General features: G+C 70.6%; 45 protein-coding genes and 1 pseudogene. 38 read left to right on the top strand and 8 right to left on the bottom strand.

Annotated elements, in window-relative coordinates:
* The 7 genes from ACFYWM_RS33780 to ACFYWM_RS33750 form a co-directional block, all read left to right on the top strand.
* Positions 1 to 244 (top strand): hypothetical protein (locus tag ACFYWM_RS33780; RefSeq protein ID WP_389922236.1); only part of this gene is annotated, 244 nt, incomplete at its 5' end.
* Positions 245 to 271: 27 nt separating this feature from the next.
* Positions 272 to 928, top strand: a complete 657-nt coding sequence (locus ACFYWM_RS33775) for a hypothetical protein (protein WP_389922234.1) — start codon at positions 272 to 274, stop codon at positions 926 to 928.
* Between the two features lie 6 nt (positions 929 to 934).
* Positions 935 to 1,279 carry a hypothetical protein gene (locus ACFYWM_RS33770; RefSeq protein WP_389922231.1) on the top strand — a complete coding sequence of 115 codons (345 nt, stop codon included), beginning with the start codon at positions 935 to 937 and terminating at the stop codon, positions 1,277 to 1,279.
* Entirely contained in the window at positions 1,280 to 1,618 is a 339-nt protein-coding gene (locus ACFYWM_RS33765; protein ID WP_389922229.1) for a hypothetical protein, read from the top strand.
* A 351-nt stretch (positions 1,619 to 1,969) separates the two neighbouring features.
* Positions 1,970 to 2,308: a hypothetical protein gene (locus tag ACFYWM_RS33760; protein ID WP_389922226.1), complete on the top strand. Its 339-nt coding sequence runs from the start codon at positions 1,970 to 1,972 to the stop codon at positions 2,306 to 2,308.
* A 6-nt stretch (positions 2,309 to 2,314) separates the two neighbouring features.
* Positions 2,315 to 2,653 carry a hypothetical protein gene (locus ACFYWM_RS33755; protein ID WP_389922223.1) on the top strand — a complete coding sequence of 113 codons (339 nt, stop codon included), beginning with the start codon at positions 2,315 to 2,317 and terminating at the stop codon, positions 2,651 to 2,653.
* Between the two features lie 6 nt (positions 2,654 to 2,659).
* A complete protein-coding gene (locus ACFYWM_RS33750) occupies positions 2,660 to 2,998 on the top strand; it encodes a hypothetical protein (protein ID WP_389922220.1) in 339 nt (112 codons plus the stop codon).
* Here ACFYWM_RS33750 and ACFYWM_RS33745 read toward each other — a convergent pair.
* Positions 2,986 to 3,075: pseudogene (locus tag ACFYWM_RS33745) on the bottom strand (hypothetical protein); the annotation flags it as partial. The gene ACFYWM_RS33750 and the pseudogene ACFYWM_RS33745 overlap by 13 nt on opposite strands.
* Between ACFYWM_RS33745 and ACFYWM_RS33740 the strand changes: the two are divergent.
* The 20 genes from ACFYWM_RS33740 (at position 3,032) to ACFYWM_RS33645 (ending at position 10,339) form a co-directional block, all read left to right on the top strand.
* The gene (locus ACFYWM_RS33740) at positions 3,032 to 3,343 is read left to right on the top strand and encodes a hypothetical protein (RefSeq protein ID WP_389922216.1); all 312 of its coding nucleotides are present in this window, start codon (positions 3,032 to 3,034) and stop codon (positions 3,341 to 3,343) included. The pseudogene ACFYWM_RS33745 and the gene ACFYWM_RS33740 sit on opposite strands and share 44 nt — an antisense overlap.
* Positions 3,344 to 3,376: 33 nt before the next feature.
* Positions 3,377 to 3,694 carry a hypothetical protein gene (locus ACFYWM_RS33735; protein ID WP_389922213.1) on the top strand — a complete coding sequence of 106 codons (318 nt, stop codon included), beginning with the start codon at positions 3,377 to 3,379 and terminating at the stop codon, positions 3,692 to 3,694.
* Positions 3,695 to 4,033, top strand: coding sequence for a hypothetical protein (locus ACFYWM_RS33730; RefSeq protein ID WP_389922211.1), 339 nt, complete (start codon positions 3,695 to 3,697; stop codon positions 4,031 to 4,033).
* Between the two features lie 6 nt (positions 4,034 to 4,039).
* The gene (locus tag ACFYWM_RS33725; protein ID WP_389922209.1) at positions 4,040 to 4,234 is read left to right on the top strand and encodes a hypothetical protein; all 195 of its coding nucleotides are present in this window, start codon (positions 4,040 to 4,042) and stop codon (positions 4,232 to 4,234) included.
* Between the two features lie 150 nt (positions 4,235 to 4,384).
* Positions 4,385 to 4,579: a hypothetical protein gene (locus ACFYWM_RS33720; protein ID WP_389922206.1), complete on the top strand. Its 195-nt coding sequence runs from the start codon at positions 4,385 to 4,387 to the stop codon at positions 4,577 to 4,579.
* Positions 4,580 to 4,585: 6 nt separating this feature from the next.
* A complete protein-coding gene (locus ACFYWM_RS33715; protein WP_389922203.1) occupies positions 4,586 to 4,723 on the top strand; it encodes a hypothetical protein in 138 nt (45 codons plus the stop codon).
* Positions 4,724 to 4,729: 6 nt separating this feature from the next.
* On the top strand, positions 4,730 to 5,068 hold the full coding sequence (locus tag ACFYWM_RS33710) for a hypothetical protein (RefSeq protein ID WP_389922200.1): 339 nt from the start codon (positions 4,730 to 4,732) through the stop codon (positions 5,066 to 5,068).
* 6 nt (positions 5,069 to 5,074) lie between these two features.
* On the top strand, positions 5,075 to 5,413 hold the full coding sequence (locus ACFYWM_RS33705; protein WP_389922197.1) for a hypothetical protein: 339 nt from the start codon (positions 5,075 to 5,077) through the stop codon (positions 5,411 to 5,413).
* 6 nt (positions 5,414 to 5,419) lie between these two features.
* Complete coding sequence (locus ACFYWM_RS33700; protein ID WP_389922194.1) at positions 5,420 to 5,758, top strand: hypothetical protein; 339 nt, start codon at positions 5,420 to 5,422, stop codon at positions 5,756 to 5,758.
* A 6-nt stretch (positions 5,759 to 5,764) separates the two neighbouring features.
* Entirely contained in the window at positions 5,765 to 6,103 is a 339-nt protein-coding gene (locus ACFYWM_RS33695) for a hypothetical protein (RefSeq protein WP_389922192.1), read from the top strand.
* A gap of 6 nt (positions 6,104 to 6,109) precedes the next feature.
* On the top strand, positions 6,110 to 6,448 hold the full coding sequence (locus ACFYWM_RS33690; protein WP_389922190.1) for a hypothetical protein: 339 nt from the start codon (positions 6,110 to 6,112) through the stop codon (positions 6,446 to 6,448).
* Between the two features lie 6 nt (positions 6,449 to 6,454).
* On the top strand, positions 6,455 to 6,793 hold the full coding sequence (locus ACFYWM_RS33685; RefSeq protein WP_389922185.1) for a hypothetical protein: 339 nt from the start codon (positions 6,455 to 6,457) through the stop codon (positions 6,791 to 6,793).
* A gap of 6 nt (positions 6,794 to 6,799) precedes the next feature.
* Positions 6,800 to 7,138, top strand: coding sequence for a hypothetical protein (locus ACFYWM_RS33680; RefSeq protein ID WP_389922181.1), 339 nt, complete (start codon positions 6,800 to 6,802; stop codon positions 7,136 to 7,138).
* A 6-nt stretch (positions 7,139 to 7,144) separates the two neighbouring features.
* Entirely contained in the window at positions 7,145 to 7,483 is a 339-nt protein-coding gene (locus ACFYWM_RS33675; RefSeq protein ID WP_389922178.1) for a hypothetical protein, read from the top strand.
* Between the two features lie 6 nt (positions 7,484 to 7,489).
* Complete coding sequence (locus tag ACFYWM_RS33670) at positions 7,490 to 7,828, top strand: hypothetical protein (RefSeq protein WP_389922176.1); 339 nt, start codon at positions 7,490 to 7,492, stop codon at positions 7,826 to 7,828.
* A 6-nt stretch (positions 7,829 to 7,834) separates the two neighbouring features.
* Positions 7,835 to 8,173, top strand: a complete 339-nt coding sequence (locus ACFYWM_RS33665; RefSeq protein ID WP_389922172.1) for a hypothetical protein — start codon at positions 7,835 to 7,837, stop codon at positions 8,171 to 8,173.
* A gap of 6 nt (positions 8,174 to 8,179) precedes the next feature.
* On the top strand, positions 8,180 to 8,518 hold the full coding sequence (locus ACFYWM_RS33660; RefSeq protein ID WP_389922170.1) for a hypothetical protein: 339 nt from the start codon (positions 8,180 to 8,182) through the stop codon (positions 8,516 to 8,518).
* 6 nt (positions 8,519 to 8,524) lie between these two features.
* On the top strand, positions 8,525 to 9,247 hold the full coding sequence (locus tag ACFYWM_RS33655; protein ID WP_389922167.1) for a hypothetical protein: 723 nt from the start codon (positions 8,525 to 8,527) through the stop codon (positions 9,245 to 9,247).
* 342 nt (positions 9,248 to 9,589) lie between these two features.
* A complete protein-coding gene (locus ACFYWM_RS33650; RefSeq protein ID WP_389922164.1) occupies positions 9,590 to 9,853 on the top strand; it encodes a hypothetical protein in 264 nt (87 codons plus the stop codon).
* A gap of 204 nt (positions 9,854 to 10,057) precedes the next feature.
* A complete protein-coding gene (locus ACFYWM_RS33645; RefSeq protein WP_389922162.1) occupies positions 10,058 to 10,339 on the top strand; it encodes a hypothetical protein in 282 nt (93 codons plus the stop codon).
* Positions 10,340 to 11,747: 1,408 nt separating this feature from the next.
* Here the strand turns inward: ACFYWM_RS33645 and ACFYWM_RS33640 are convergent.
* The 5 genes from ACFYWM_RS33640 to ACFYWM_RS33620 form a co-directional block, all read right to left on the bottom strand.
* The gene (locus tag ACFYWM_RS33640) at positions 11,748 to 13,097 is read right to left on the bottom strand and encodes a BTAD domain-containing putative transcriptional regulator (RefSeq protein ID WP_389922160.1); all 1,350 of its coding nucleotides are present in this window, start codon (positions 13,095 to 13,097) and stop codon (positions 11,748 to 11,750) included.
* A gap of 85 nt (positions 13,098 to 13,182) precedes the next feature.
* Entirely contained in the window at positions 13,183 to 13,410 is a 228-nt protein-coding gene (locus tag ACFYWM_RS33635) for a 4-oxalocrotonate tautomerase family protein (protein ID WP_389922157.1), read from the bottom strand.
* A 638-nt stretch (positions 13,411 to 14,048) separates the two neighbouring features.
* On the bottom strand, positions 14,049 to 15,278 hold the full coding sequence (locus ACFYWM_RS33630; RefSeq protein WP_389922154.1) for a Dyp-type peroxidase: 1,230 nt from the start codon (positions 15,276 to 15,278) through the stop codon (positions 14,049 to 14,051).
* 28 nt (positions 15,279 to 15,306) lie between these two features.
* Positions 15,307 to 15,972 (bottom strand): copper chaperone PCu(A)C, encoded by a 666-nt coding sequence (locus ACFYWM_RS33625; protein WP_389922151.1) that lies wholly within the window; start codon positions 15,970 to 15,972, stop codon positions 15,307 to 15,309.
* Positions 15,973 to 16,164: 192 nt separating this feature from the next.
* Positions 16,165 to 16,803 carry an MFS transporter gene (locus ACFYWM_RS33620; RefSeq protein ID WP_389922149.1) on the bottom strand — a complete coding sequence of 213 codons (639 nt, stop codon included), beginning with the start codon at positions 16,801 to 16,803 and terminating at the stop codon, positions 16,165 to 16,167.
* A 244-nt stretch (positions 16,804 to 17,047) separates the two neighbouring features.
* On the opposite strand from ACFYWM_RS33620, the gene ACFYWM_RS33615 reads away from it, so the two are divergent.
* The 4 genes from ACFYWM_RS33615 (at position 17,048) to ACFYWM_RS33600 (ending at position 19,889) form a co-directional block, all read left to right on the top strand.
* Positions 17,048 to 17,725, top strand: a complete 678-nt coding sequence (locus ACFYWM_RS33615) for a DUF998 domain-containing protein (protein ID WP_389922147.1) — start codon at positions 17,048 to 17,050, stop codon at positions 17,723 to 17,725.
* A gap of 44 nt (positions 17,726 to 17,769) precedes the next feature.
* The gene (locus ACFYWM_RS33610) at positions 17,770 to 18,144 is read left to right on the top strand and encodes a YciI family protein (RefSeq protein ID WP_389922145.1); all 375 of its coding nucleotides are present in this window, start codon (positions 17,770 to 17,772) and stop codon (positions 18,142 to 18,144) included.
* A 109-nt stretch (positions 18,145 to 18,253) separates the two neighbouring features.
* Positions 18,254 to 19,513: an RNA polymerase sigma factor gene (locus ACFYWM_RS33605; RefSeq protein WP_389922142.1), complete on the top strand. Its 1,260-nt coding sequence runs from the start codon at positions 18,254 to 18,256 to the stop codon at positions 19,511 to 19,513.
* Positions 19,514 to 19,604: 91 nt separating this feature from the next.
* Positions 19,605 to 19,889 (top strand): YiaA/YiaB family inner membrane protein, encoded by a 285-nt coding sequence (locus ACFYWM_RS33600; RefSeq protein ID WP_389922139.1) that lies wholly within the window; start codon positions 19,605 to 19,607, stop codon positions 19,887 to 19,889.
* A gap of 43 nt (positions 19,890 to 19,932) precedes the next feature.
* Here the strand turns inward: ACFYWM_RS33600 and ACFYWM_RS33595 are convergent, their stop codons facing one another.
* On the bottom strand, positions 19,933 to 20,442 hold the full coding sequence (locus ACFYWM_RS33595) for a winged helix-turn-helix transcriptional regulator (protein WP_389922136.1): 510 nt from the start codon (positions 20,440 to 20,442) through the stop codon (positions 19,933 to 19,935).
* A gap of 97 nt (positions 20,443 to 20,539) precedes the next feature.
* On the opposite strand from ACFYWM_RS33595, the gene ACFYWM_RS33590 reads away from it, so the two are divergent.
* From ACFYWM_RS33590 to ACFYWM_RS33580, 3 genes are all read left to right on the top strand, one after another.
* A complete protein-coding gene (locus ACFYWM_RS33590) occupies positions 20,540 to 21,220 on the top strand; it encodes a DUF899 domain-containing protein (RefSeq protein WP_389922133.1) in 681 nt (226 codons plus the stop codon).
* A 306-nt stretch (positions 21,221 to 21,526) separates the two neighbouring features.
* Positions 21,527 to 22,075, top strand: coding sequence for a TetR/AcrR family transcriptional regulator (locus tag ACFYWM_RS33585; RefSeq protein ID WP_389922131.1), 549 nt, complete (start codon positions 21,527 to 21,529; stop codon positions 22,073 to 22,075).
* A gap of 85 nt (positions 22,076 to 22,160) precedes the next feature.
* Positions 22,161 to 22,358: a hypothetical protein gene (locus tag ACFYWM_RS33580; protein ID WP_389922128.1), complete on the top strand. Its 198-nt coding sequence runs from the start codon at positions 22,161 to 22,163 to the stop codon at positions 22,356 to 22,358.
* A gap of 323 nt (positions 22,359 to 22,681) precedes the next feature.
* Here ACFYWM_RS33580 and ACFYWM_RS33575 read toward each other — a convergent pair whose 3' ends face one another.
* A complete protein-coding gene (locus ACFYWM_RS33575; RefSeq protein WP_389922125.1) occupies positions 22,682 to 23,164 on the bottom strand; it encodes a MarR family winged helix-turn-helix transcriptional regulator in 483 nt (160 codons plus the stop codon).
* A 132-nt stretch (positions 23,165 to 23,296) separates the two neighbouring features.
* Between ACFYWM_RS33575 and ACFYWM_RS33570 the strand changes: the two genes are divergently transcribed.
* The 4 genes from ACFYWM_RS33570 to ACFYWM_RS33555 all read left to right on the top strand — a co-directional run bounded on the left by ACFYWM_RS33570 (position 23,297) and on the right by ACFYWM_RS33555 (position 26,745).
* Entirely contained in the window at positions 23,297 to 23,686 is a 390-nt protein-coding gene (locus ACFYWM_RS33570; RefSeq protein WP_389922122.1) for an HGxxPAAW family protein, read from the top strand.
* A 370-nt stretch (positions 23,687 to 24,056) separates the two neighbouring features.
* Positions 24,057 to 25,058 carry an STAS domain-containing protein gene (locus tag ACFYWM_RS33565; protein WP_389922119.1) on the top strand — a complete coding sequence of 334 codons (1,002 nt, stop codon included), beginning with the start codon at positions 24,057 to 24,059 and terminating at the stop codon, positions 25,056 to 25,058.
* Positions 25,059 to 25,356: 298 nt separating this feature from the next.
* On the top strand, positions 25,357 to 26,061 hold the full coding sequence (locus tag ACFYWM_RS33560; protein WP_389922117.1) for a hypothetical protein: 705 nt from the start codon (positions 25,357 to 25,359) through the stop codon (positions 26,059 to 26,061).
* A gap of 51 nt (positions 26,062 to 26,112) precedes the next feature.
* Positions 26,113 to 26,745 (top strand): hypothetical protein, encoded by a 633-nt coding sequence (locus ACFYWM_RS33555; RefSeq protein ID WP_389922114.1) that lies wholly within the window; start codon positions 26,113 to 26,115, stop codon positions 26,743 to 26,745.
* Positions 26,746 to 26,772: the final 27 nt, after the last annotated feature.

The raw sequence follows: 26,772 nt of genomic DNA, 5'->3' as shown, positions 1-26,772 counted from the left end.
AGACGCCACCGGCGGACCCGTCGGCGGCGTCCCCGACGCCACCGCCGTGTTCACGATCGACCCCGCGTCGATGTCGGCCTGCGTCGTCACATACGTACCGGTGCAGGTCGTCGTGGCCTGGGGTGCCAGCGTCGTCACCGGACACGTCACCACCGGAGGCGCACCCGAACCCGAGAACGACGTATCCGCCACGCTCAAAGCCGTCAACGTCGTGTTACCGGTGTTGACGACCGTGTACGAATAGACGATCGTCCGGTCCGCCGCCGTCACCGTGCTCGGCGACGCCGTCTTCAACAGCGCCAGGCTGGGGGCCGTCTCGGCCGTCACCGTCGACGTCGACGAATCAGACGCCACCGGCGGACCCGTCGGCGGCGTCCCCGACGCCACCGCCGTGTTCACGATCGACCCCGCGTCGATGTCGGCCTGCGTCGTCACATACGTGCTCGTACACGTCGTCGACGCCTGCGGCGCCAGCGTCGTCACCGGACACGTCACCACCGGAGGCGCACCCGTCCCCGAGAACGACGCATCCGCCACGCTCAAAGCCGTCAACGTCGTATTACCGGTGTTGACGACCGCGTACGAGAAAGTGATCGTCCGGTCCGCCGCCGTCACCGTGGCCGGCGCCGCCGTCTTCAACAACGCCAGGCTGGGAACCAGGGGAATGATGATCGTCGCCGTCGACGGACCAGAGACCACCGGCGGGCCCGTCGGCGGCGTCCCCGACGCCACGGCCGTGTTCACCACCGACCCCGCGTCGATGTCGGCCTGCGTGATCGTATACGTGCTGGTGCACGTCGTCGTGGCCTGCGGCGCCAGCGTCGTCACCGGGCAGCTGATCACCGCGGGTGTCCCCGAACCCGAGAAGGACGTGTCCGCCACGCTCAAAGCGGTCAGCGTCGTGTTACCGGTGTTGACGACCCGGTAGGAGTAGATGATCGTCCGGCCCGCCGCCACCACCGTGCTCGGCGCCGCCGTCTTCAGCAACGCCAGGCTGGGAGCCGGGACAGCCGTCACCGTCGCCGTCGACGGATCGGACGCCACCGGCGGACCCGTCGGCGGAGTACCGGAGGCGACCGCCGTGTTCACCACCGAACCCGCGTCGATGTCGGCCTGCGTGACCGTGTACGTGCTGGTACAGGTCGTCGTGGCCTGCGGCGCCAGCGTCGTCACCGGACACGTCACCACCGGAGGCGCCCCCGACCCCGAGAACGACGTGTCCACCACGCTCAAAGCCGTCAACGTCGTGTTGCCCGTGTTGACGACCGCGTACGAATAGGTGATCGTCCGGCCCGCCGCCACGACCGTGGCCGGCGACGCCGTCTTCAGCAACGCCAGGCCGGGAGCCGGGACAGCCGTCACCGTCGCCGTCGACGGATCGGACGCCACCGGCGGACCCGTCGGCGGGGTGCCCGAGGCGACCGCCGTGTTCACCACCGAACCCGCGTCGATGTCGGCCTGCGTGATCGTATACGTGCTGGTACAGGTCGTCGACGCCTGCGGGGCCAACGTCGTCACCGGACATGTCACCACCGGTGGCACCCCCGCCCCCGAGAACACCGTGTTCGTCACCCCCACACCGGTCAGCGTCGTGTTGCCCGAGTTGACGACCACATAGGAATAGGTGATCGTCCGGCCCGCCACCGCGACCGTGCTCGGCGACGCCGTCTTCAACAACGCCAGGCTCGGAACCGACTCGGCCGTCACCGTCGCCGTCGACGGATCGGACGCCACCGGCGGACCCGTCGGCGGCGTCCCCGACGCCACCGCGGTGTTCACGATCGAGCCCGCGTCGATGTCGGCCTGCGTGACCGTGTACGTACTGGTACAGGTCGTCGTGGCCTGGGGTGCCAGCGCCGTCGCCGGGCAGGTGATCACTGTAGGTGTCCCCGACCCCGAGAACGACGTGTCCACCACGCCCACGCCGGTCAGCGTCGTGTTGCCCGTGTTGACGACCACATGGGAATAGGTGATCGTCCGGCCCGCCACCGCGACCGTGGCCGGCGACGCCGTCTTCAGCAACGCCAGGCTGGGAGCCGGGACAGCCGTCACCGTCGCCGTCGACGGATCGGACGCCACCGGCGGACCCGTCGGCGGCGTCCCCGACGCCACCGCGGTGTTCACGATCGAGCCCGCGTCGATGTCGGCCTGCGTGACCGTGTACGTACTGGTACAGGTCGTCGAGGTCTGCGGCGCCAGCGTCGTCACCGGACACGTCACCACCGGAGGCGCACCCGACCCCGAGAACGACGTGTCCACGACGCTCAAAGCCGTCAACGTCGTGTTACCGGTGTTGACGACCGCGTAGGAATAGGTGATCGTCCGGCCGGCTGCCGCGACCGTGTTCGGTGCCGCCGTCTTCAACAGGACCAGGCTGGGAGCCGCGGCGGCCGTCACCGTCGCCGTCGACGGATTGGAGGCCACCGGCGGGCCGGTGGGCGGAGTGCCCGAGGCGACCGCCGTGTTCACGACCGAACCCGCGTCGATGTCGGCCTGCGTGATCGTATACGTGCTGGTACAGGTCGTCGTGGCCTGCGGGGCCAACGTCGTCACCGGGCAGGTGACCACCGGAGGTGGCCCCGCCCCCGAGAACGACGTGTCCACCACGCCCACACCCGTCAACGTGACGTTGCCGTCGTTGACGACCACATAGGAATAGGTGATCGTCGGGCCCGCCGCCGTGACCACGCTCGGCGCCGCCGTCTTCAGCAACGCCAGGCTGGGAGCCGGGGCGGCCGTCACCGTCGTCGTCGAGGAAGCCGACGCCACCGGCGGGCCGGTGGGCGGCGTCCCCGACGCCACCGCGGTGTTCACGATCGACCCCGCGTCGATGTCGGCCTGTGTCGTCACATACGTGCTGGTGCAGGTCGTCGTGGCCTCCGGCGCCAGTGGCGTCGCCGGGCAGGTGACCACCGGGGGCGCGCCCGTCCCCGAGAACGACGTGTCCACCACGCTCACGCCGGTCAGCGTCGTGTTACCGGTGTTGACGACCCGGTAGGAGTAGACGATCGTCCGGCCCGCCGCCGCGACCGTGCTCGGCGCCGCCGTCTTCAACAACGCCAGACTGGGAGCCACCACGATCGTCACCGTCGACGTCGACGGATCGGACGCCACCGGCGGGCCGGTGGGCGGGGTGCCCGAGGCGACCGCCGTGTTCACCACCGAGCCCGAGTCGATGTCGGCCTGCGTGATCGTGTACGTGCTGGTACAGGTCGTCGTGGCCTGCGGCGCCAGCGTCGTCACCGGGCAGCTGATCACCGCGGGCGGCCCCGAACCCGAGAAGGACGTGTCCGCCACGCTCAAAGCGGTCAGCGTCGTGTTACCGGTGTTGACGACCCGGTAGGAGTAGACGATCGTCCGGCCCGCCGCCACCACCGTGCTCGGCGCCGCCGTCTTCAACAACGCCAGACTGGGAGCCGTCTCGGCGGTCACCGTCGACGTCGACGGATTGGAGGCCACCGGCGGGCCGGTGGGCGGAGTGCCCGAGGCGACCGCCGTGTTCACGACCGTCCCCGCGTCGATGTCGGCCTGCGTCGTCACATACGTGCTGGTGCAGGTCGTCGACGCCTGCGGCGCCAGCGTCGTCACCGGACACGTCACCACCGGAGGCGTCCCCGTCCCCGAGAACGTCGTATCCGTCACGCTCAAAGCGGTCAACGTCGTGTTGCCCGTGTTGACGACCGCGTACGAATAGGTGATCGTCCGGTCCGCCGCCGTCACCGTGGCCGGCGCCGCCGTCTTCAGCAACGCCAGGCTGGGAGCCGGGACGGCCGTCACCGTCGCCGTCGACGAGTCGGACGCCACCGGCGGGCCGGTGGGCGGCGTCCCCGACGCCACCGCGGTGTTCACGACCGTCCCCGCGTCGATGTCGGCCTGCGTCGTCACATACGTGCTCGTACACGTCGTCGACGCCTGCGGCGCCAGCGTCGTCACCGGGCACGTCACCACCGGAGGCGCCCCCGACCCCGAGAACGACGTGTCCACCACGCTCAAAGCCGTCAACGTCGCGTTACCGGTGTTGACGACCCGGTAGGAGTAAGTGATCGTCCGGCCCGCCGCCACCACCGTGCTCGGCGAGGCCGTCTTCAGCAGTGACAGGCCGGCGGCCGGCTCTCCGGTGACCGTCGCCGTCGACGGGGCGGACACGACCGCGGGGCCTACCGGCGGAGTGCCCGAGGCGACCGCCGTGTTCACGATGGATCCCGCGTCCACATCGGCCTGCGTGGCCACGTAGGTGCCCGTGCAGGTCGTCGTGGCCTGCGGCGCCAGCGTCGTCACCGGACAGGTGACCACCGGAGGTGTCCCCGTCCCCGAGAACGACGTGTCCACCACACTCACACCGGTCAACGTCGTGTTACCCGTGTTGACGACCAGATAGGAGTAAGTGATCGTCTGCCCCGCGGCCTCCACCGCCGAGGGGAAGGCGGTCTTCAGCAGTGACAGTTCCGGATCCGGCGCGGCGATCACCGTCACGGTCGACGGATCGGAGGTCACCGCGGGACCCACCGGTGGAGTGCCCGACGCCGTCGCGGTGTTCACGATCGAACCGGCGTCCACATCGGCCTGCGTGACCACGTAGGTGCCCGTGCAGGTCGTCGAGGCCTGCGGCGCCAGCGTCGTCACCGGGCACGTGACCACCGGAGGCACGCCCGTCCCCGAGAACGACGTGTCCACCACACTCACACCGGTCAACGTCGTGTTACCCGTGTTGACGACCAGATAGGAGTAGGTGATCGTCCGGCCCTCCGCCGTGACCACGCTCGGCGACGCCGTCTTCAACAGCGTCAAACCGGGAGCCGCCACGATGGTCACCGTCGCCGTCGACGGATCAGAGGCCACCGGCGGGCCGGTGGGCGGCGTCCCCGACGCCACCGCGGTGTTCACGATCGACCCCGCGTCCACATCCGCCTGCGTCGTCACGTACGTGCTGGTACACGTCGTCGACGCCTGCGGGGCCAACGCCGTCACCGGACACGTGATCACCGGCGGTGGCCCCGTCCCCGAGAACGACGTGTCCACCACACCGACACCCGTCAACGTCGTGTTGCCCGTGTTGACGATCAGATAGGAGTAGGTGATCGTCCGGCCCTCCGCCGTCGTCGTGCTCGGCGACGCCGTCTTCTGCAGTGCCAGGCTGGGAGCAGCGGTGATGGTCACCGTCGCCGTCGACGGAGCCGACGCGACCGCCGGACCCACCGGCGGCGTACCCGACGCCACCGCCGTGTTCACCACCGACCCCGCGTTCACATCCGCCTGCGTCGTCACGTACGTGCTGGTACACGTCGTCGACGCCTGCGGGGCCAGCGTCGTCACCGGACATGTCACCACCGGCGGTGGCCCCGACCCAGAGAACGACGTGTCCGTCACGCTCAATGCGGTCAATGTCGTGTTGCCCGTGTTGACGACCAGATAGGAGTAGGTGATCGTCAATCCCGCCGCCGTCACCACGCTCGGCAACGCCGACTTCAGCAACGTCAGGCTGGGAGCAGCGGTGATGGTCACCGTCGCCGTCGACGGCGGGGACGTCACCGGTGGGCCGGTGGGCGGCGTCCCCGACGCCACCGCCGTGTTCACGATCGAGCCCGCGTTCACGTCCGCCTGTGTGGTCACGTATGTGCTGGTACACGTCGTCGAGGCCTGCGGCGCCAGCGTCGTCACCGGACAGGTGACGGCCGACGGCGTCCCCGTCCCCGAGAAGGCCGTGCTCGTCACCCCCACACCCGTCAACGTCGTGTTACCGGTGTTGACGACCAGGTAGGAGTAGGTGATCGTCCGGTCTACCGCCGTCACCACGCTCGGCGACGCCGTCTTCAACAGCGTCAGGCTGGGAGCCGCCGTGATCGTGACCGTCGCCGTCGACGGATCAGAGGCCACGGGCGGACCCGTCGGCGGGATACCGGAGGCGGTCGCGGTGTTCACGATCGAGCCCGCGTTCACATCCGCCTGCGTCGTCACGTACGTCCTGGTACACGTCGTCGACGCCTGCGGAGCCAGCGTCGTCACCGGACACGTGATCGCCGACGGCGTCCCCGACCCCGAGAACGCCGTGCTCGTCACCCCCACACCCGTCAACGTCGTGTTACCCGTGTTGACGACCAGGTAGGAGTACGTGATCGTCAATCCCGCCGCCGTCACCACGCTCGGTGCTGCCGTCTTCAACAGCGTCAGGCTGGGAGCGGCCGGGATGGTCACCGTCGCCGTCGACGGCGGGGACGCCACCGGCGGACCCACCGGCGGCGTCCCCGACGCCACCGCCGTGTTCACGATCGAGCCCGCGTTCACATCCGCCTGCGTCGTCACGTACGTGCTGGTACACGTCGTCGACGCCTGCGGAGCCAGCGTCGTCACCGGACAGGTGACGGCCGACGGCGTCCCCGACCCCGAGAACGCCGTGCTCGTCACCCCCACACCCGTCAACGTGGTGTTACCCGTGTTGACGACCAGGTAGGAGTAGGTGATCGTCCGGTCGGCCGCCGTCGTCGTGGTCGGTGACGCCGTCTTCAACAGCGTCAGGCCGGGAGCCGCCGTGATCGTGACCGTCGCCGTCGACGGCGCAGACGTCACCGCCGGACCCGTCGGCGGCGTCCCGGAGGCGGTCGCGGTGTTCACGATCGAGCCCGCGTTCACATCCGCCTGCGTCGTCACGTACGTCCTGGTACACGTCGTCGACGCCTGCGGCGCCAGCGTCGTCACCGGACACGTGATCGCCGACGGCGTCCCCGTCCCCGAGAAGGCCGTGTTCGTCACCCCCACACCGGTCAACGTCGTGTTACCGGTGTTGGTGACCAGGTAGGAGTACGTGATCGTCAATCCCGCCGCCGTCACCACGCTCGGCGACGCCGTCTTCAGCAACGCCAGGCCGGGAGCCGGCGTGATCGTGACCGTCGCCGTCGACGGCGCAGACGTCACCGCCGGACCCGTCGGCGGCGTCCCCGACGCCGTCGCGGTGTTCACGATCGCACCGGCGTCCGCGTCGGCCTGCGTGGTCACGTACGTCCTCGTACACGTCGTCGAGGCCTGCGGCGCCAACGTCGTCACCGGACACGTGATCGCCGACGGCGTCCCCGAACCGGAGAACGACGTGTTCGTCACACTCACACCGGTCAACGTCGTGTTGCCCGTGTTGACGATCAGGTAGGAGTAGGTGATCGTCCGGTCTGCCGCCGTCACCGAACTCGGCAACGCCGTCTTCAACAGCGTCAGGCTGGGAGCCGCCACGATCGTGACCGTCGCCGTCGACGGCGCAGACGTCACCGGTGGGCCGGTGGGCGGCGTCCCCGACGCCACCGCCGTGTTCACGATCGAACCCGCGTTCACATCCGCCTGCGTCGTCACATACGTGCTGGTACACGTCGTCGACGCCTGCGGCGCCAACGTCGTCACCGGACACGTGATCGCCGACGGCGTCCCCGACCCCGAGAACGCCGTGCTCGTCACCCCCACACCCGTCAACGTCGTGTTACCCGTGTTGACGATCAGGTAGGAGTAGGTGATCGTCAATCCCGCCGCCGTCGTCGTGCTCGGCGACGCCGTCTTCAACAGGGTCAGGCTGGGAGTCGCCGTGATGGTCACCGTCGCCGTCGACGGCGCAGACGTCACCGGTGGGCCGGTGGGCGGCGTCCCCGACACCACCGCCGTGTTCACGATCGAACCCGCGTTCACATCCGCCTGCGTCGTCACATACGTGCTGGTACACGTCGTCGACGCCTGCGGCGCCAACGTCGTCACCGGACACGTGATCGCCGACGGCGTCCCCGACCCCGAGAACGCCGTGCTCGTCACCCCCACACCCGTCAACGTCGTGTTACCCGTGTTGGTGACCAGGTAGGAGTACGTGATCGTCCGGCCCGCCGACGTCACCACGCTCGGCGACGCCGTCTTCAGCAACGCCAGGCCGGGAGCCGCCGTGATGGTCACCGTCGCCGTCGACGCGGCCGACGTCACCGCCGGACCTGTCGGCGGCGTACCGGAGGCGACCGCGGTGTTCACGATCGAGCCCGCGTCGATGTCGGCCTGCGTGGTCACATACGTCCTCGTACACGTCGTCGACGCCTGCGGGGCCAGCGTCGTCACCGGACACGTGATCGCCGACGGCGTCCCCGTCCCCGAGAACGACGTGTCCACCACACTCACACCGGTCAACGTCGTGTTACCCGTGTTGGTGACCAGGTAGGAGTAGGTGATCGTCCGGCCCGCCGCCGTCGTCGTGCTCGGCGACGCCGTCTTCAACAGCGTCAGGCTGGGAGCCGCCGTGATCGTGACCGTCGCCGTCGACGGCGCAGACGTCACCGCCGGACCCGTCGGCGGCGTCCCGGAGGCGGTCGCCGTGTTCACGATCGAACCCGCGTTCACATCCGCCTGCGTCGTCACATACGTGCTGGTACACGTCGTCGACGCCTGCGGCGCCAGCGTCGTCACCGGACACGTGATCGCCGACGGCGTCCCCGACCCCGAGAACGCCGTATTCGTCACCCCCACACCCGTCAACGTGGTGTTACCGGTGTTGACGACCAGGTAGGAGTACGTGATCGTCCGGTCCGCCGCCGTCGTCGTGCTCGGCGACGCCGTCTTCAGCAACGCCAGGCTGGGAGACGACGCGGCCGTCACCGTCGCCGTCGACGGCGCAGACGTCACCGCCGGACCCGTCGGCGGCGTACCGGAGGCGGTCGCGGTGTTCACGATCGAGCCCGCGTCGATGTCGGCCTGCGTGGTCACATACGTCCTCGTACACGTCGTCGACGCCCGCGGAGCCAGCGTCGTCACCGGACACGTGATCGCCGACGGCGTCCCCGACCCCGAGAACGACGTGTTCGTCACCCCCACGCCGGTGAGGGTGGTGTCACCGGTGTTGGTGATGACGTACGAGTACGTCACGGTCTGGCCCGGCGCCGTCACCGTGCTCGGGGACGCCGTCTTCTGCAACGCCAGCGACGAGATCTGCACGGGAACCACCGTCGAGGCGTTCCCGGCGGACGTTCCCTGCTGGGTCGGCGTGTCGGCACTGGCGAACCTGACGCTCGCGGTGTTGGTCACCGTCGTGCCGGGCGAGTTGGGGCCGAGGGTGACCCGGAACGTCACGGAGGTGGACTGCCCCGGTCCCAGGGTGCCGCCGCTCGTGGCGTTCGCCCCGGTTCCCAGCTGCGCGCTGACCTGGTTGCCGACGAACTGCGCCTGGTCGTCCCCCGGAGCGTCCGTCTTGGGTCCCGCGTTGGGTCCCGACGCCACGACGATGCTCCCCGGGACGTAGACGGTGTTCGCGGGGATCGGGTCGAAGAGCAGCACCCCGATGGCGTTGTCGTCTCCCGTGTTGGTCACGGTGAGGGTGTACTGGACGACCGAGCCGGGCACGGGGGTCCCGCCACCGATCACCTGGGAGGACTTGGTCAGCTGGACGTTCGCCTGGCGGAGGTCGATCTGCGTGAAGAACGCCTGCGGCCAGTAGGCGTCTCCCGTCGTGCTGAAGGTGAACCGGGCCGAGGTGTCGTTGTTACGGAACGCCGACGACGCGTCGATGATGTTGGAGTCGTACCCGAGCGTGTTGGTGTAGGTCGGGTTCCGGTCGGTCACCTGGCTGCCGAGATTGGCGATGGTGGAGTTGAAGAAGTTGTTCGCCGGGTGGAGGGCGTCGCTGAGCACGGTCAACGGCCCGTTGGTGCTCTGGATGCTCAGTGAGTCGCCGACGATCGCGTTGTCTCCGTCGAAGGCGATCTCGCCCAGCTGGACGTTCACGGACCCGATGGTCGGGGTCTGGAATCCGGTCACGTTGATCGTGGTGTCCGGGGCACCGTTCTGCTGGTACAGGAAGCCGTCGGACACCGAGATGTTGCGCAACGGCAGGGACGCGTCCCGATAGGCCACCACCAGCGACCAGCCGCCGAACGCGCCGAGGCCGTCGAACCCCCGGGCGGCCTGCACGTTTCCCACCGAGTAGGTTCCCCCTCCCGTCGACGCCACCAGGGAGGTGACGTCCGCGGAGGCCCCGTAGACGATCCCGTTGGTGGTGACGTTGTCGGGGGTGTCGCCGATGTCGGCGGCCGAAGCGGTGATCGTCCGGTAGGTGGTGTCGCCCGGGGCCTTGATCAGCACCTGCCCGCGCAGACCGATGTTGGGCGCCAGGCGGTTGCCGGCCGGCAAACCCGTCGTGTCGGTCGTGGTCTGGCTTCGCCCGCCCCAGTACAGGCGCGCGTACGTCACCTGCGCGCCGGCCGTCAGCGTGAGGTTGGCGGTGCTGGAGTTGAACGTCGTCGCGTCGCCGTCCACGTCGATGAAGGTGGAGGCGACGCTGTTGTTGCCCGAGCCGTTCCGGACGGTGGCGCAGTTGGTCACCTGCGGGGGGTAGCAGGTCACCACCGCGTTCGCCGCGCGGGTCACCGCGCCCCGGTAACTGCTCGTGTAACGCTGGGAGAAGGCGATCGGCGCCCGGCGCGCCGCTCGCGCACCCGCTTCGGCCGCCGATCGGGCCGGCCCGTTCTCGCTCGGAACCTCCGCGGAGCCCTTCGGCCGCGCGGCCTCGTCCTCCGCGCTCCCGGTGCTCCCGGCGCCCTCCGCGATCTCGGTGCCCTTCGTGCTCTCGGTGCCCTTTCGTGCCAGGCCGGCGGTCGCATCGGTCTCGTCGGCCGGTACGGGCTGCCCGTCGGCCGGTGCACGGCGCTCGTCGGCCTGCGCTTCGACCCGCGTCCGGGCCGGGACATCTGCCGGGAGATCGGCCGGGGCATCAGCCTGCGCCTCGGCCGGGGCGTCAGTACGCGCATCGGCGGCACCGGACTCGTCGACCGGCGTGCCAACGGCCTCGGGGCCGGCGGTCGTGCTCCGGCAGTTCCGCCCCGCGCGCGCGTCGACCGTCGGGATGGACATCCGGTCACCGGACGCCCGGACGGCGTACCGCACCTCGATGCTGTCACCCGCGCTTACATCGCCCTCCCACCTGAGCAAAGGCTTGCTGTGGGTCAACACGCCCGAGGTCGCCCGGCTCTCCCCCACGGTCTCGCCGCCGGGGACGGCGGAGAGGTCCTCGGCGAAACTCGCCCCTTCCGCGTCGACGTCACCGGTGTTGGCGACGTGCACCGTGACGATCGCGCGGTCGCCGTCGCGTCGCGCCTCCCGTGTCAGCCGCAATGTCGGACCGGTCCCACTTGAGCCACATGTGATGACGAATGATGGGGTGTTGCTATCACCATGAGATGCGAAAGGGGAGGTATACACTATCGGCCCCAAGCCAACCGCACACACCATAAATCCCGACGAGGCACTCCCGAAGAAGCTCCTCCGCACATGAGCCCAGAGCAGCAAGGCCGACCCCCCCCCGCAGGAATTCCGACAAATAGTGTCGAATTATCTAACGGGGGGCCGATATTTCCGCAGCAACATTGCTCTGACCACGGCATCAACAGGATAACCGGATCATCAGCGACCGAAACGCCAGGCGCGCGGAAATCATGATCTGCCAAGCTATGGCGCTCCAGCAGTTCGATTTCTTTAACACAGCCGCTTTTTCCACAAAAAACCTACAATTACGATTCGCCGAATATTACCCATTACGGGAGACAGCCTGAGCGAATGCCTGTCCGACGATGTCCTGACCCGGTTCAAAGTCCGCCTGCCCGTCGGCCGCCCCGCGTCCCGTCGCCGACGGAGCGGCCGGCGGTGACGGCGTAGGGAACGGCGGTGACGGCGTAGGGAACGGCCTGGGGCGCCGTGGTGCGGACGGCCGCGTCGGGAGGCGCGCCGAGGGCGTCGTCGACAGCCGGTCAGGAGTCGTGCAGCAGCCGCGGCAGGGCGGGATTGTCGATGTCCGCGCCGAGGAGCCGGGCCGACGCGAGCGCCGTCCGATCGCCGAGGCGGTCCCGGTGCAGGTGCGCGCGGGCCAGGATCGACAGCGACCACGCCCGCTGCCGGTGATCGGCGGAGCGGTGGGCCCGCTCGGCCGACTCCTCCAGGTGCTCGAAGGCGGCCGGGTAGTCGCCGTGGTCGGAGGCGTTCATGCCGCGAACCCCCAGGATCGCGGCGAGCTCCCCGTCGGTCTCGGCCAGTTCCTGGGCCTTCGCCAACCAGGCGTCGGCGGTCCCGCGGCGGCCCGCCTGCACCTCGACGAACCCCAGCTCCCGGTGGGCCGCCACCGCGGTCACGCGGTCGCCCACCCGGGTGGCCAGCTGTATCGCCTCGTGGAGGACCACGGCCCCCTCCTCGTTCCGGCCGCGCACCGCGTGGACCAGCGCGCTCCCCAGCGCGGCCAGCGCGCGTCCCCCCAGGGCGGTGTCCCCGCAGCGGGCCGCCTCCGACACCGCCCGGCGCAGGCACTGGACTCCGGCGTCGGCGGCACCGGCCACGATGGCGGCGCGGCCCGCCTCGAGCTGGCTGGAGGCCGCCGCCCGACCGCTCATCGGCGGGACCATCGGGGAGTCCGAACTCACCGTCGCCGCCTCGCGGAGCGCTGCGGAGACCTCGACCCCGAGCTCGCGCCGCAGGACGTCCTCGCACACCGCCACCTGCCGCAGCGCCGCGTTCCGGTCACCCGCCGCGGCCAGGCTCCGGACCAGCAACTCGTGGTTGCCCTCCTCGAACGGGTTGCGCGCCACGGCCCGCGAGGCGTACGCGACCGCCTCCCCCGCGCGCCCGGCCGCCAGCAGGGCGATCGCCGCCTGGCGCAGCCGCGCCTCGACCATCGCGGAGACGCGGTGCCGCTCCACCAGCAGCCACGACTCGAACTCCGGGCTGGACGTCAGGCGAACGCCTTCGAGCAGCTCTCCGCCAAGATCGAGGGTGGGGAAGGGATCGGCGTGCTCACGCGTGAACCTATGGATGTCGACGACCACGTCGTCGCCGAGCGTCGTGACGACGGGATCGCCGCCGAGCAGGCCGGGCAGGCCGAGCGCCCGGCGCGGCTCGGCGAGCGTCCACCGCAGCGCTCCCAGCGGGTCGTCCGCGTCGCCGAAGAACAGCTCGGCCAGACGCCTGCGGCTGGGCGGCCGCTCCGCCAGCAGCAGGTAGCCGAGAAGGGCCCATGCCTTCCGGCCTCGCGGCGAGCGGACCGGCCGGCCGTCCTGCTCGATGACCGGCGGTCCCAGCAGCCGGATCGTCAACACGAGCCCACCCCTCATCGAGATCCTCCCCAGGCACGAGGACACCGGGGACGGCCGGCCGGACCGCGCCGGCCGGTGTGCCGTGAGCCGACCGGATCGCCTGTCAGCCGTTACGCGCGCCCGCGGCCATGGCCTTCACGGCCTCGGTCGTCAGCGCGTTCCCGCCGATGCCCCAGTCGCCGCTCTTGACCTCCTCGACGAGGACCCAGGTGACGGAGCGCATGTTCTCTCCCTCGACACCGACCATCGCCTCGGTGAGTTTCTCCACGATCTCGGTCTTCTGGGCATCGGTGAACACCCCTTCGATGACCTTCACATTGATGAGTGGCATTGTCCCCTCCCCGGCTTCCGTGCGCCATGCCGGCCGCATCCGGCCGCTGGCGTGAACCATGCTGTACCGGCGTGTGAGCGGGCGTGTGACGACTCGCCACGGGGTGGCGGAATCGGCTCCTGTCCGTGGGGCGGTACACGCGATGCCCGGACACCGCTGATTCGGACCGTTCGGCACCGATGTGTGAGCGAGCATGTGACGGCGGCGACGATGGGGACAATCACCTCATGACGGCATATTGACCGGCGCGATCCAGCTCCCCGACGGTGCCCGGGTTCGCGGCCGGGGACTGCGCGACGCCGCTCCCACCGGCCCGGTCCCCGACTTCGCGCTCCATCTCGGTTCGGCACGTCTCCGGCGACGCCACCAGAGCGCCCTGTCCTGGCCGCACGAACGGGTCCGCCGGCCGGACTTCCTGCTGCCCTCGGACCGGCACGCGGCCGCCGTTCCATCGTCCACCTGCACGACCAGGCGCGATCGGGGCTCGGCGTCGAGGTCGCCTGCGGCGGCGGGGGCAGCAGGACCGGCACCGTCATGGCCTGCCTGGTCACCCTCACCGGCCTGGCCGGCCGGCACGCGCGGGACCACCGCCGCGCACCCGTGACGGGCGTGGGCGTCACGGGTGCGCGGCGGCCCTGTCAGGCGAGGAGGCTGTCCCCGATCCAGCCGTTGGGCGAGCATCCCGGCGGGATGGCGAAGACGGCCGAGCCGATCGGGGTCGTCCACTCGTTGAGCAGGTCGGCCTCGGCCAGCCTGCGCTGGATCGGGACGAACTGCCGGGAGACGTCGGCCTGGTAGGAGGCGAACAGCAGCCCGGAGTCGGCGTGCCCGTCCGGGGTGATCCCCTCGTCGTAGTTGTAGACCCTGCGCAGGATCCGCAGGTTCGGGTCGGTGACATGGGCCCGGCGGATGTGGGCCTGCTCGGAGATGACGGGGAAGCCGATCGCGTTGAGCTTCTCGAAGTCGGCCGGGTCGTGCTCGTCGCGGCCGGTGAGCGGGGCGCCGTTGTCCAGGCGCCGGCCCACGGTGAACTCCTTGGCGACCCGATCCACGGCGTCCCAGGTCTCCATCTCGGCCCGGATGCGCCGCAGCACCAGTGTGGTGCCGCCGCGCAGCCACTCCGGGCCGTCGCTCACCCACACGGCCCGGTCGAACCCGGGAGCGCCCGGTGCCGGGTTGACGGTCCCGTCGAGCTGGCCCATCACGTTGCGCTGGGTCAGCCCGGCGGGATGGGTGCCCGCGCCGCGCCGGAAGCCCCGCTGGGTCCAGCGGACCTTCGCGAAGGAGCGGGCGTCCTTGACGATCATGCGCAGGGCGTGGGTCAGGGTGAGGGCGTCGTCGGCGCAGATCTGCAGCAGCAGGTCCCCGCCGCTCCACTCCTTCCTGAGCCTGTCGACCGCGAAGGCGGGCAGCGGCGCCGCCGCCTCCGGACGGCGGTCGGCGAGTCCGGCCGCCGTGAACAGGCCGGGGCCGAACCCGAAGGTCACGGTGAGCCGGGCGGGCAGGACGGCCAGCTCCGGCTCGGTGTCGGCGAGGGCCGGCCTGCCCTGGGTCAGCCGCCGGGCGTCGTCGGTGAGCAGCCGCATCATCCTGACCAGCGCCTCGCGATCGGTGTCCGGCAGCAGGTCCAGGCCGACGAACACCCCGTACGTCTGGGGCGCCGTCGCGATCCCGGCCTGGTGGACCCCGTCGAAGGGTTCCGTCGCGGAACCGCCGGAGACGGCAGACACCGCCGAGACGGCCTGGGGATCGGCTTGGGGGGCGACTGGGGGGACAGCCTGGCCGGGGGCGCACCCGGCGAGGGCGCCGACCGCGGTGGCGGCGCCTCCCGCGAGCAGTCCCCTGCGGCTGAGTCGGGGTTCCCGCATGAGTTCTCCTCCGTTTCCCGCTTCCCGCTCAGCCGTTGCCCTCGCCCATGTCCATGCCCTTGTCGTCACTCATGTCCATGCCTGGCTGGTAGTCCTCCTTGCCCCCGGCGAAGTCCTTGCCGACCGCGGTGAACTCCATGGTCTTGCCGTCCTTGAGGGTGAGGGTGAAGGGAATCTGCGCGCCGGGCTTCACCGGTTCGGTGAGGCCCATCAGCATGATGTGGTCGCCGCCGGGCTGGAGATGGTGGGTGCCCCTCGCGGGAATCACGATCCCACCCTCCTTGGGCCGCATGATCATCTTTCCCTTGGAGTCGACGACCTCGTGCAACTCGATCTTCGGGGACAGCGGTGAGACACCGGAGACGACCGTCACCTCGGCGTCGGTGTTGTTGACCAGGGTGCCGAAGGCGGCGCTCATCCCCTTCTTCGCGGTCTTCACCCACGGATCGGTGATCGTCAACCCGGCGGCGGCGACGGCGGCCGTGGAGGGGGTGGCGGCGGAGGAGGCGGGCGCGGCGGCACTCGGGGCGGTGGCCGGTGCCGTACCACCCTGGGAGCCACACGCGCCCAGGACCATCACGGCCGCGATCAGGACGCCCGCGGGGGCGGTACGGCGGATCACCGCGCGGTCGACCCCGTGACGGCTGATCACGGCGAGGTCGGTTCCGGCATGGTTGACACGACGAGCAGACACGTTGAGGCCTTTCTTCTGGCCGGACCGGCAGGCCGCGGCGGAACGCCGCCTCGACAGGGCCATGCCGGACACGCGGCCGGGATTGTCACACTGATTCGGTCCGCCGGGCGGCCGGAAGGCCGCGTCGGCGCGGGCCCGCGCGTGCGTGCGCGCGGGTTCGGGAACGAGTCACGCCCCCGGGTGACCTGGCGGTCAGCCGGAGGTGACGGTGACGATCCGGGGAGGGCCGCGCCGGCTGACGACGTAGCGCAACGCGGCCGAGCGCAGGACGCCCGGCTCGATCGCGTCCGCGGTGAGGAAGGGCGCGTACGCCGGGGTCACGACCACGACGAGCACGCGGCGCAACCGGGCACCGAGCCGCCGGAGCAGTGCCCACAGCACCGCCTCGCCGCGCGCCAGCCACAGCGCGGTCAGCCCGACGGCCCAGCCGTGCGCCACCAGCATGCCCAGGCCGGGCAGCAATCCCGAGTGGACGTGGCCGATCATCTCGGCCATCTCGGCGGGGGACGCGGCGTGCGCGAGGGAGAACAGCACGTGCACCCCGGCCTGCACGCCCGCGAGCAGCGGCAGGATCACCGCCAGCGTCCGTTCGCGCCCCGAGACCGCGAGGGCCGCGACGAAGGCGAGCACCAGGGCCACGGTCGCGGTCGGCACGGAGACCGAACCTCCCGCGAGGACGTGCGCCATCACGCTCAGCCCCAGGCAGACCGCGGCGAAGGCGGCCGCGCGGGCGAGGCGGAAGGGCAGCGTCGCGGGCATGATGAGGAAATCATCCCACGCCACCCCGGCGGTACGAAGTCCGGCGCCCACGGCGGTTCGCGCCCGCGCCACCGCCGCGTGCCTCCGGAGCCTCGGGGCGCCTTTCCCGCCGCGGATCGCGATCGCTCCGCCCGCACCCGCCCGAACCACTGTTCTGGCAGCTCAGAGCGGCCAAGGTCACTCGGAAGACATCGGCTCCAAAAAATCTCGAAAGAAATCCGGCCGCCGTGTCGAATCGGGCCGGGCCCGTTCGAAGCGTGGTTCAGAGGGCCGGGAGGAACACGGGAACCGGCCCGGGACACGTGAGGAGAGAGCCATGGCCCAGCAGACGACGAGCGCCGCGAACACGGTGACCTGCGACCCGCGGACGAGCGTCACCAGGTCGCTCCTGGGCTACGGCGTCATCGCCGGGCCGGTGTACATCGCGGTGTCCCTCGCCCAGGCACTGACTCGCGAGGGCTTCGACCTCACCCGCCACGCGTGGAGCATGCTCGCCAACGGCGGCCCCGGCTGGATCCAGGTCGCCAACCTCGTCGTCGCCGGACTGGCGAGCGTCGCGTGCGCGGCCGGCCTGCGCCGGGCCCTGGCCCCGGGACGCGGCGCGACCTGGGCTCCCCGGCTCGTCGGCGCGTACGGGGTGAGCCTGGTCGGCGCGGGGATCTTCCGGGCGGACCCGGGGATGGGCTTCCCCGCCGGGACGCCCGAGGGCCCGGGAGCGGTCAGCTGGCACGGGATGCTCCACTTCGCCTGCGGCGCCGTGGGCTTCCTGTGCGTGATCGTCGCCTGCTTCGTCGTCGGCCGCCGGTTCGCCGCGGAGGGCCGTACGGGATGGGCCGTCCACTCGGGACTCGCCGGTGCGCTGTTCCTCGTGACCTTCGCCGCCATGGCGAGCAGCGGGGGCGCCGTCTGGGCCAACCTGGCCTTCGTCACCGGGATCGTGGTCATCTGGGGCTGGCTCTCGGCTCTCTCGCTCCACCTCTACCGGCGCGCCTGACCCTGCCCACCACCGTTCAAGCAACAAGGACAAGGAGAGATTCGATGCGATACATGGCCACCCTCAAGGTCACCCACCGGCCCGACACCCCGCCGCCCGCCGAGCTGATGGAGGCCATCGCCAAGCTGGGCGAGGAGGCCACCAGGGCGGGTGTGCTGCTCGACACCGCCGGGCTGGCGCCGAGCACGCAAGGCGCGCGGATCGAGCTCACCGGGGGCAGGCTGAGTGTCACGGACGGCCCGTTCGCCGAGGCCAAGGAGCTGATCAGCTACGCCGTCTACCAGGTCCGGTCGAAGGAGGAGGCCGTGGAGTGGGCCTCCCGCTTCATGAGGCTCCACCGCGACCACTGGGAGGGCTGGGAGGGCGAGAGCGACCTCCACCGCGTCTTCGGCCCCGAGGACTTCGCCGCCCCGGCCTGAAACCGCCCCTGTCGCCATCGTCGCCGTCGCCGCGTGAGACCGTCACCGCGCCCGCCCGGGAAAGGGCGGTGTCGCGGGCGGCGGCGGCGAGGTGCTTGGATCGGGGAGCATGACGGTTGGGGACCCTCACCGGGCGGTCGAGGCGGTCTGGCGGATCGAGTCCGCGAGGGTGATCGCGGGGCTCGCCCGGATGGTGCACGACGTCGGACTGGCCGAGGAACTGGCACAGGACGCCCTGGTCATCGCCCTGGAGCAGTGGCCCGAGGCCGGCATACCGGATAACCCCGGCGCCTGGCTCATGCTCACCGCCAAGCACCGGGCGATCGACCTGCTGCGCCGCAGGAACCGGTACGAGCGGAAGCTCGAAGAGGTCGGCCGGGACATGGAGATCCGCCGGGAGGCGGCCGAGGCCGAGCTGGACGACTCCCTCGACGACCACATCGGCGACGACGTGCTGCGCCTCCTCTTCACGGCCTGCCACCCCGTGCTGTCCACGGAGGGGCGTCTGGCGCTCACCCTCCGCCTGCTCGGCGGCCTGACGACGGAGGAGATCGCCCGCGCCTTCCTGGTGCCCGAGCCGACCGTCGGGCAGAGGATCTTCCGGGCCAAGCGCACCCTCACCGACAGGCGGGTGCGGATCGAGATGCCCACCCCGGCCGAGCTGGCCGAACGGCTCTCGTCGGTCCTGGAGGTCGTCTACCTCATCTTCAACGAGGGCTACTCGGCGACCGCCGGGGACGACTGGATGCGCCCCTCGCTCTGCGAGGAGGCGCTGCGCCTGGGCCGGATCCTGGCGGGTCTCATGCCCGGGGAGTCCGAGGTGCACGGCCTCGTCGCCCTCATGGAGATCCAGGCGTCCCGCACGCGCGCCAGGACGGGACCGGACGGCGCCCCGGTCCTCCTCCTCGACCAGGACCGGGGCCTGTGGGACCGGCTGCTCGTCCGCCGCGGGCTGGACTCGCTCGCCCGCGCCGAGGGACTCGGCACGCTGGGCCCCTACGGCCTGCAGGCCGCGATCGCCGCCTGCCACGCCCGCGCGCCGTCCGCCGGCGACACGGACTGGGAGCGGATGGCCGCCCTGTACCGGGTGCTCGCCCACGTCGCCCCCTCACCCGTGGTGGAGCTGAACCGCGCGGTCGCGGTGGGCATGGCGTACGGCCCGGAACGCGGCCTGGAGATCGTGGACGGGCTGGTGACGGAGCGCGCGCTCAGGGGCTACCCGCTGCTGGCGGCCGTACGAGGTGACCTGCTGGTGAAGCTGGGCCGCCTCGACGAGGCGCGCGAGGAGTTCGAACGGGCCGCCGGGCTCACCCGCAACGAGCGCGAGCGGGCCCTCTTCCTCGCCCGCGCGGCGGCCGCGAGCGGTTGACCGGCCCCGCGAGGTCACGGCCGTCGTACTCACGAGTAACTAAGTAGCGGCGCTCACGCTCCGGGAGCGGATCGTCGCGACGATGGTGCGCATGACACGACCGGTGAGAAACTCGACGACGACCGCCTTCTACGCGCAGGCCGTCCTCTCCTTCGGGCTGTCGGTGGCCGCCCTGGGGATCGGTATCGCGTACCTGCCCGTGACCACCTGGGTCCGGTCCTTCATGGGGCTCGGGCTGCTCTACGTGGTGACGTCGACGTTCACCCTCGCCAAGTGCGTCCGGGACCGGAACGAGGAGGCCTCCGTCGTCGGCCGCGTCGACCAGGCCAGGCTGGACAAGCTGCTGGCCGAGCACGACCCCTTCAAGAGCGACTGACGCCCGCACGGGCCGCCCGCCCCCGGGTGGACAGGCGCACGTCTCAGGGTCCGGCGTGCTCGTACCGGCCCGCACCGGCTTGATCGTGTGACGCGGCCGGGGGCCCGGCCCCGGGGCCGGGCAGCACGTCGACGTCGGCGGCGCCCATCGGCCGGTCGCACACCGAGCAGCGCAGCTCGACGTGGCCGATCTCGCCGCAGGCGTGGTGGCGGTAGAGCACCGGCGGACCGGCCTCGCCCGCCGTCCACCGGTCGCCCCAGCGCACCATCACCAGGAGCAGGTCGCACAGCTCCAGGCCCTTGGCGGTGAGCGCGTACTCGTGGCGGGGCGGGCGGCTCGAATACTCCCGCCGCTCCAGCACGCCGTTCTCGACCAGCCACTTGAGCCGCTCGGTGAGCACCTTGCGTGAGATGTCGAGGCTCTGCTGGATCTGGTCGAAGCGGTTGATGCCCACGTAGACGTTCCGCAGGATCAGCGGCGACCACGGTTCACCGATGACGTCCAGCGTGCGGGCGATCGAGCAGGCCATGTCACCGAATCGGGTTCGCTGCATGAGGGCAGTCTAGGCGAGAGGGTTCCCTTAAGGAACGGTCCCCTGTTACCGTCTCCCTGTTAGTTCCTTGAGGGAACCCACCGGAGGGAGCATCGTCGTGAACCGTCCACAGGTCGTCTCGGCCCAGGACTGGCGGGCCGCACGGGAAGCACTGCTGGTGAAGGAGAAGGAGCACACCCGCGCGCTGGACGCGCTGGCCGCCGAGCGGCGCAGGATGCCGATGGTCCGGGTCGACGGGAAGGGGGACGGCGGGGGGTACGTGTTCGAGGGCCCGGACGGGCCGGCGAGCCTGCTCGACCTGTTCGACGGGCGGCGCCAGCTCATCGTCTACAGCTTCATGTGGCTGGGCGCCGACACCTTCTGCTCGGGGTGTTCGATGTTCACCGACAACATCGGGCACCTGAGCCATCTCCACGCGCGCGACACCTCCCTGGCCCTGGTGTCGCGCGGCCCGCTGGCGGAGATCACGCCGTTCAAGGAGCGCATGGGCTGGACGATCCCGTGGTTCTCCTCGCTGGGCAACGACTTCAACGACGACATGGGGGCGGGCGACGGGTTCGCGCTGAACGTCTTCCTGCGCGACGACGGCGACGGCGAAGACGCCGTCTACCGCACCTACTTCACCTCGGGACGGGGCGTCGAGCGGCTCGGCAGCGGCTGGACCTTCCTCGACCTCACGCCGCTCGGCCGGCAGGAGACCTGGGAGGACTCCCCCGAGGGCCGGCCGCGGAGCCGGCCCTACGAGTGGTGGCGCCTGCACGACGAGTACGAGACCTGAGCACCACCCGATCGACGTCCCGCAAGGCCGGGAACCTCACCGGCACCCCCACCGCGTCATCACCGTCGCCGGCGAGAGCCTCGACCTCATGGTCGGGGGTCTCGCCGTCCGGGCCCGCGACGAGGATGAGCTCCGGAAGGCGGCCATCGCCTTACTTGACGGAAGGTAATTCGCCCGCACGGGCACGCACAAGCACTTACCTATCGTTAAGTCAGTCGCCTTCACCGTGCCGGTACCCTTGGTCCGACGCACGAGGACGCCCGCCCGTACGGGAGGTCCGGCGCGAGGACAGGAGAAGAACGACAGGTGGTCAGGCCGTCCGACACCAAGGCCCGCATCCAGGCGGTGGCACGGGAGCTGTTCGCCGAGAAGGGCGTGCAGCAGACGAGCCTGCGCGACATCGCCGACCGCCTCGGGATCACCAAGCCCGCGCTCTACTACCACTTCACCTCGCGGGAGGATCTGCTCCGCAGCATCGTCCAGCCGCTGATCGACGACGTCGACGCCTTCCTGGCCGACGTCGAGGCGAACGCCCCGCGGAGCCCTCGCGATCTTCTCCAGGGCTACTTCGACATCACCTTCCGGCACCGGGAGGTGACCGTGATGGTGGTGCGCGACCTGTCCACCCTCGCCCACCTCGACCTGGGGCCCCGCATGGGCAGCTGGCGGCGGCGGCTCATCGCCCTGCTGCTCGGCCCCGACCCCGACCTGGCCGCCCGCGCCCGCGCGGTCGTGGCCATCGGCGGGCTCTCCGACTGCACCGTGGAGTTCGCCGGCGTGCCGGCCGCGACGCTCGGCCCCCCGGCGGTGGCCGCCGCGCTGGCGGCCCTCTCGGCCGACTCACCGGCCGGATGAGCCCGGCACCGGCGAGCTTCAATTCATTATTGATAAAAGGGCAGAAAAATATCATAAAAGCGTCATATGAGTCTAAAGTTGACTCATGGTGACTCACCGCACGGCGGTCGTACCGGCAGATTCCGGAAATCCTGGCAAGTGTCTCTGCGGCCACCCGGCCGATTACGTGATCGAAACGCGCTGGTTCTCCGGCAGGCACTCCCGCGACCCGGTCTGCGCGCCCCACGTCACCGAGGTCCTCCAGGGGATCGCGAAGCAGAACGCGCGCCGCGACGGGGGGTGAACGCCCGGCGGGAACCGGCCGCGAGCTCGCCCGCGCGCCGGTGATCGGCACGCCGGCCACGCCGTCACCATGATCGGGGCATGCCCCGCGGACGCTCCGGACCCCCGGCCCTCGGCACGGCCACCGGAAACGCGTGAGAACATCGGCACCGCTGCCGGGAGCGGTGAATACGGCACCCTTTTCCGCATCGTGCCACTGCCGGCGTTTTCGGGCGGCCACCTCTTCACACTCGGGCCGCCCTCAACCCTTCGGCTTCCCGTCTTCAACGCGTTTTCCTGATATTTCTCCCGTTCCTTCCGGGGCGACCGGGGCGGCGCCCGGCTTCAGGGAGCCGGAGACTCGCGGATCTCGGCCAGGGAGATCCGCATGGCGTCGGCGGCGCGCGTGAACCAGTCGGAGATGGCGGCCAGCTCGTCCGGACCGTAGCTCTCGAAGAGCTCGGTGAGCCGCCGGTAGGTGGGCTCGTACGCCACCGCGATGCGGGCGGCCGTATCCCCCTCCGGGACGATCCGGACACGACGACGGTCGTGGGGGTCGGGAACGCGCCGGGCGTAACCGGCGCTCTCCAGGCGGTTGACCACGCCCGTGACGGCCCCCGTGGTGAGACCCGCCAGCTCGGCGAGGCGCCCCGCGGTGAGCGCCTCCTCTCCCGCGCCGAGGACGAAACCCAGGCACGTCAGGTCCGTGACGTTGATGCCGAGGCGCTCGGCGAGCGTGTGCTGCCCTACCAGGCTCAACGCGATCAGCTGGTCCATCCGGGCCAGGACCTCCGGCGGCGACGCAACGGCCTCGGACTTGCGTTCCACCACAGAGTCTCCTTACCATCTAAGAAGCTTAGCTCGTGAGATAAATGATACGGACGGATTCAACCTAGCGTCCGCCACCCGGCGACCCGTCACAGGCCCCCGGAGGGCGGCGCTCCAGATGGAGGAGACATCGTGGGGATAAGAAAAGACCTCGCGGAGTTGGCGGAGATTCACGAAGAGCACGACATGGGGCACACCGTGGCGGGCTGGACCGGCTCGATCGTCTGCATCGTCGGCTTCGCGATCTCCGGGGTGGCGATGGTGGCCGCCAGCGTCCCCTTCTTCTGGGTCGGCGCGGGGGTCGTGGCCCTGGGAGGCGCCCTGGGGTGGCTTCTCCACCAGATGGGACTCGGCAAGGAGATCGGACCACGGCCGGTGTCCGAACGCGGCATGCGCTGGCGCCCGGCCCCGAGAACACCGGGAGCGGCACGACCCCGTACGGAGCCTCTCGCATCCACCCACCCGGCTCAGCCCATGGCGGCGGCGGCCCAGGTCGCCTCGAGCACGCGGTCCGGCCTCTGATCCGATGACACGCCCGACCCGGTCATACGTCTGACCTGGCCATCCGATCCGTTCGTACGTCGCACGCTCCGGCCCCGGTGACACCCGGGGCCCAGGCCGGCCCTCCACCGAGGGGCCGGCCTTTCCGGCTTTCCGGGCCGCGCGGGCCTGCCGCGACCCGCTCCGGCCCGGTCACGCCGATGCGGCTCGTCCGAGGCGGAGGCTCGACGGCCAGGGCTTCGGGCCGCCGGCTCTCCCTCGCAATCCGCCAGATAGCACGAAATCACGCAAGTACACTGTTATTCCCCGCCATCGGGGCAACCAGTACTGCATACCTGGTAATACGGAGGGAACGCCCGCCCTGTGAACTGCGGGTCTAAGGAGTCTTTCCATGCCACCCGAAGGTGTGAACACGCTCTCGATATCGGCCGGTGTGCGCGGAAGCGCCATCGTGGTCCGAGCGGTCGGCGAGCTCGACTACAACTACGCGCCGACCTTCCGGAAAGAGATCGTCCGAGCCTGGAGCCTGGGCCCCGGCGGCTCGCCCTCCGAGCCTTCGTCTCCTCCGCCGCCCGGCTCGCTGTCCGAGATCCCGGCCCTTCCGTCACTCGGCCCCCCATCCGGAATCCCGGCCCTTCCGTCACTGGACCCCCCGTCCGGGATCCCGGCCCTTCCGTCACCGGCCCCCTCGTCCGGGCCCCCCGTTTCCCTGCCGCTCGGCTCGCCGGCCGAGGTCCCGGCTCCCCCCGTGGCGCTCTCCGGCCCGCCGTCGCCTCTCCTGGAGGCGTCGTTCCTCCCGGAAGCGCCGCTTCTCCCGGGAACGCCACCCCTTCCGGAGCCGCCGTTCCCCTCTGCGGTCCCGCTGGTCTCCGAGGTCCCACCGATCTCGGGGGGTCCGCTTCCCCCGGAGCCGTCGCCGCCGCTGTCGCCCGAGCCTCCCTCCCCGTTCTTTCCCGGGAGCCCGCCGCCCCCCTCCCCGGAAAGCCCGCCGCCCCCGGGGAGCCCGCCACCGCTCTTCCCCGACGGTCCCGCTCCCCTGCCCCCGGACGGGCCGCCGTCGGGCGGCCGGCCGTCGCTCCTCACGGCGGCCTCGCTCCCTTCCTCGCCGCAGATCCTCCCCGCCTTCGAGACGTCCCGGGACACGCGAGCCCAGGCGAGCCCCTGGCTCATCCTCGACCTGGAGGGGCTCACCTTCTGCGACTCCACCGGGCTCGCGGAGCTGCTGTGGATCCTGCGCAGGAGTCAGGAGACCCGCACCCGCCTGGTGCTGGCCGGGGCGAGCCGGACGCTGCGCTACATGATGGCCACCACCGGGCTGCTGGCCTACTTCACGATGGCCGCCTCCGTGGAGGAGGCCCTGCTGGAGGAGCCCGGGGCGGCGGAGGGTCACTGACGCGCGGGCGGACGACGGTCCCGTTCTCCACGGCGTGAGGCGGATCTCGCGATCGTGAGACGGTCCGCCGCGATCCCGAGCCGGTGAGCCGGTGAGCCGGCTCCGGACCGCGGCGGCCGACGGGGAGATCGTCCCGTCGGCACAGGACTCCCGCACGGGTCTTCCGTACAAAAGACCCGTGCGGAGGACGCCGCGTAGAAGCCTGAGACGTATGTCGTTATAACGCACTCATTCGCCTGACAAATGCGTCAATATCTTCTTACGGGAAAATCCACTATCCGGCGAAAGTGGGGTCCCGATGCGGAAGACGTCACCGCGGGTGACCGCGGAAGCACTACCCGAGACCCTGGACGGGCTGCCCGTGGCACCCGGGGAGTTCCTCGCCCTCGTGTCCGTGGACTTCAGCGGGACGTACCAGGTCTACCTCGCGGCCAAGGACGAGCGCATCAAGATGACCAGGCTGTCCATGAGCCTGCTCGCCGCCCCGTTCGCCGCCGCGGTCGCGCTGGCCAGTGCGAAGGTGGTCAGCCCGGTCATGCTGACCACCTGGCACAGCGTCCCCTGGCACCTGTTCGCGACGGTCGCCGCGTTCGGGCTGCTCAGCGTGCTGCCCTTCCTGCGACTGATCGAGGCGGTCAACGCGCACATGAGGACCGCGCGGGCGCTCAACAACTTCCGCCTGCTCTACACGGTCCATCTCAAGGACCAGTTCTCGGCCCTCGGCTGGACTCCCAACCTGCCGGTGGACCCCCGCTACCCGGAGACGTACGCGCCGATGGCCTGGCCGGGGATCAACGTGATGATGCTGGCCCTGGTCAACAGCTCCTACATCGCGGTCGGCGTGCTCGGGATGGTCGGGGCGGCGCCGGCCACGGCCCTGCTCCTGGTGATCATCGGCCTGCTCGCGCTGGTCCACTATTTCGTCTACTACGTTCGCGCGAATGTCTCCCGGCAACGCCGGCTCCCACACAACCCCTTCCATTTCCCCAACGTGGAGACCTGAATGTCCGACCTCCTCAGATTCGCGTCTTGTGGGGAGACGTGGATCTGGCTGATGCGACACGTGACACACAACGGCGGGCCCGCCCTGGACGACCGCGGCCCGATCATCGAGGCTCCGTCGGTGCTGTTCGAGGTCACCGGCCTGGCCTGGGACGACCCGGTGCTGAAATGCTACGGCGACGCCGGGAAGATCCCGCTGTACTCCAGCAAGTTCAGCGAGCGGTCGATCGTCCCGCCGTTCAAGTACAGCTACGGGGGGCGGCTCCGCCAGTTCCTCGGTGTCGACCAGCTCGGCTGGGTCGCCGACGTGCTGCGCGCCAAGCCGTACACCAAGAGCGGCTGGATCTCGCTGACCACGCCCGGCGAGCCTCCCGACGCGGTGCCCTGCCTGACCAGCCTGGCCTTCAGGCTTCGTGCCGGGCGGCTGGTCATGACCGCCGCCTTCCGGTCGCAGAACGTGTTCACGTCCTATCTGAACTACGTCCCGCTGCGCGGCATCCAGAGCGAGGTCGCGGACGGCCTCACGGTGGGCTGCGGGTCGATGAGGGTGTTCGTCGACGTGCCGCACATCTACACCGCGGACGAGGCCGCGGTCGGGGAGATCCTCCAGCGGTCGGAGCGCGACGGACTCGGCGAGGGAGCACCGGCACCGGGCCCCGATCGTCGGATCTGCCCCGTTCGCTGACCCGGCGGGCCGCGTTTCGGAACGACC

The sequence above is a fragment of the Streptosporangium sp. NPDC002721 genome (genome assembly GCF_042888905.1).
In the GTDB taxonomy this organism is placed as follows: Bacteria; Actinomycetota; Actinomycetes; order Streptosporangiales; family Streptosporangiaceae; genus Streptosporangium.
The sequence above is the reverse complement of the archived record's forward strand: the minus strand, read 5'-3'. Positions and strand labels throughout refer to the sequence as shown.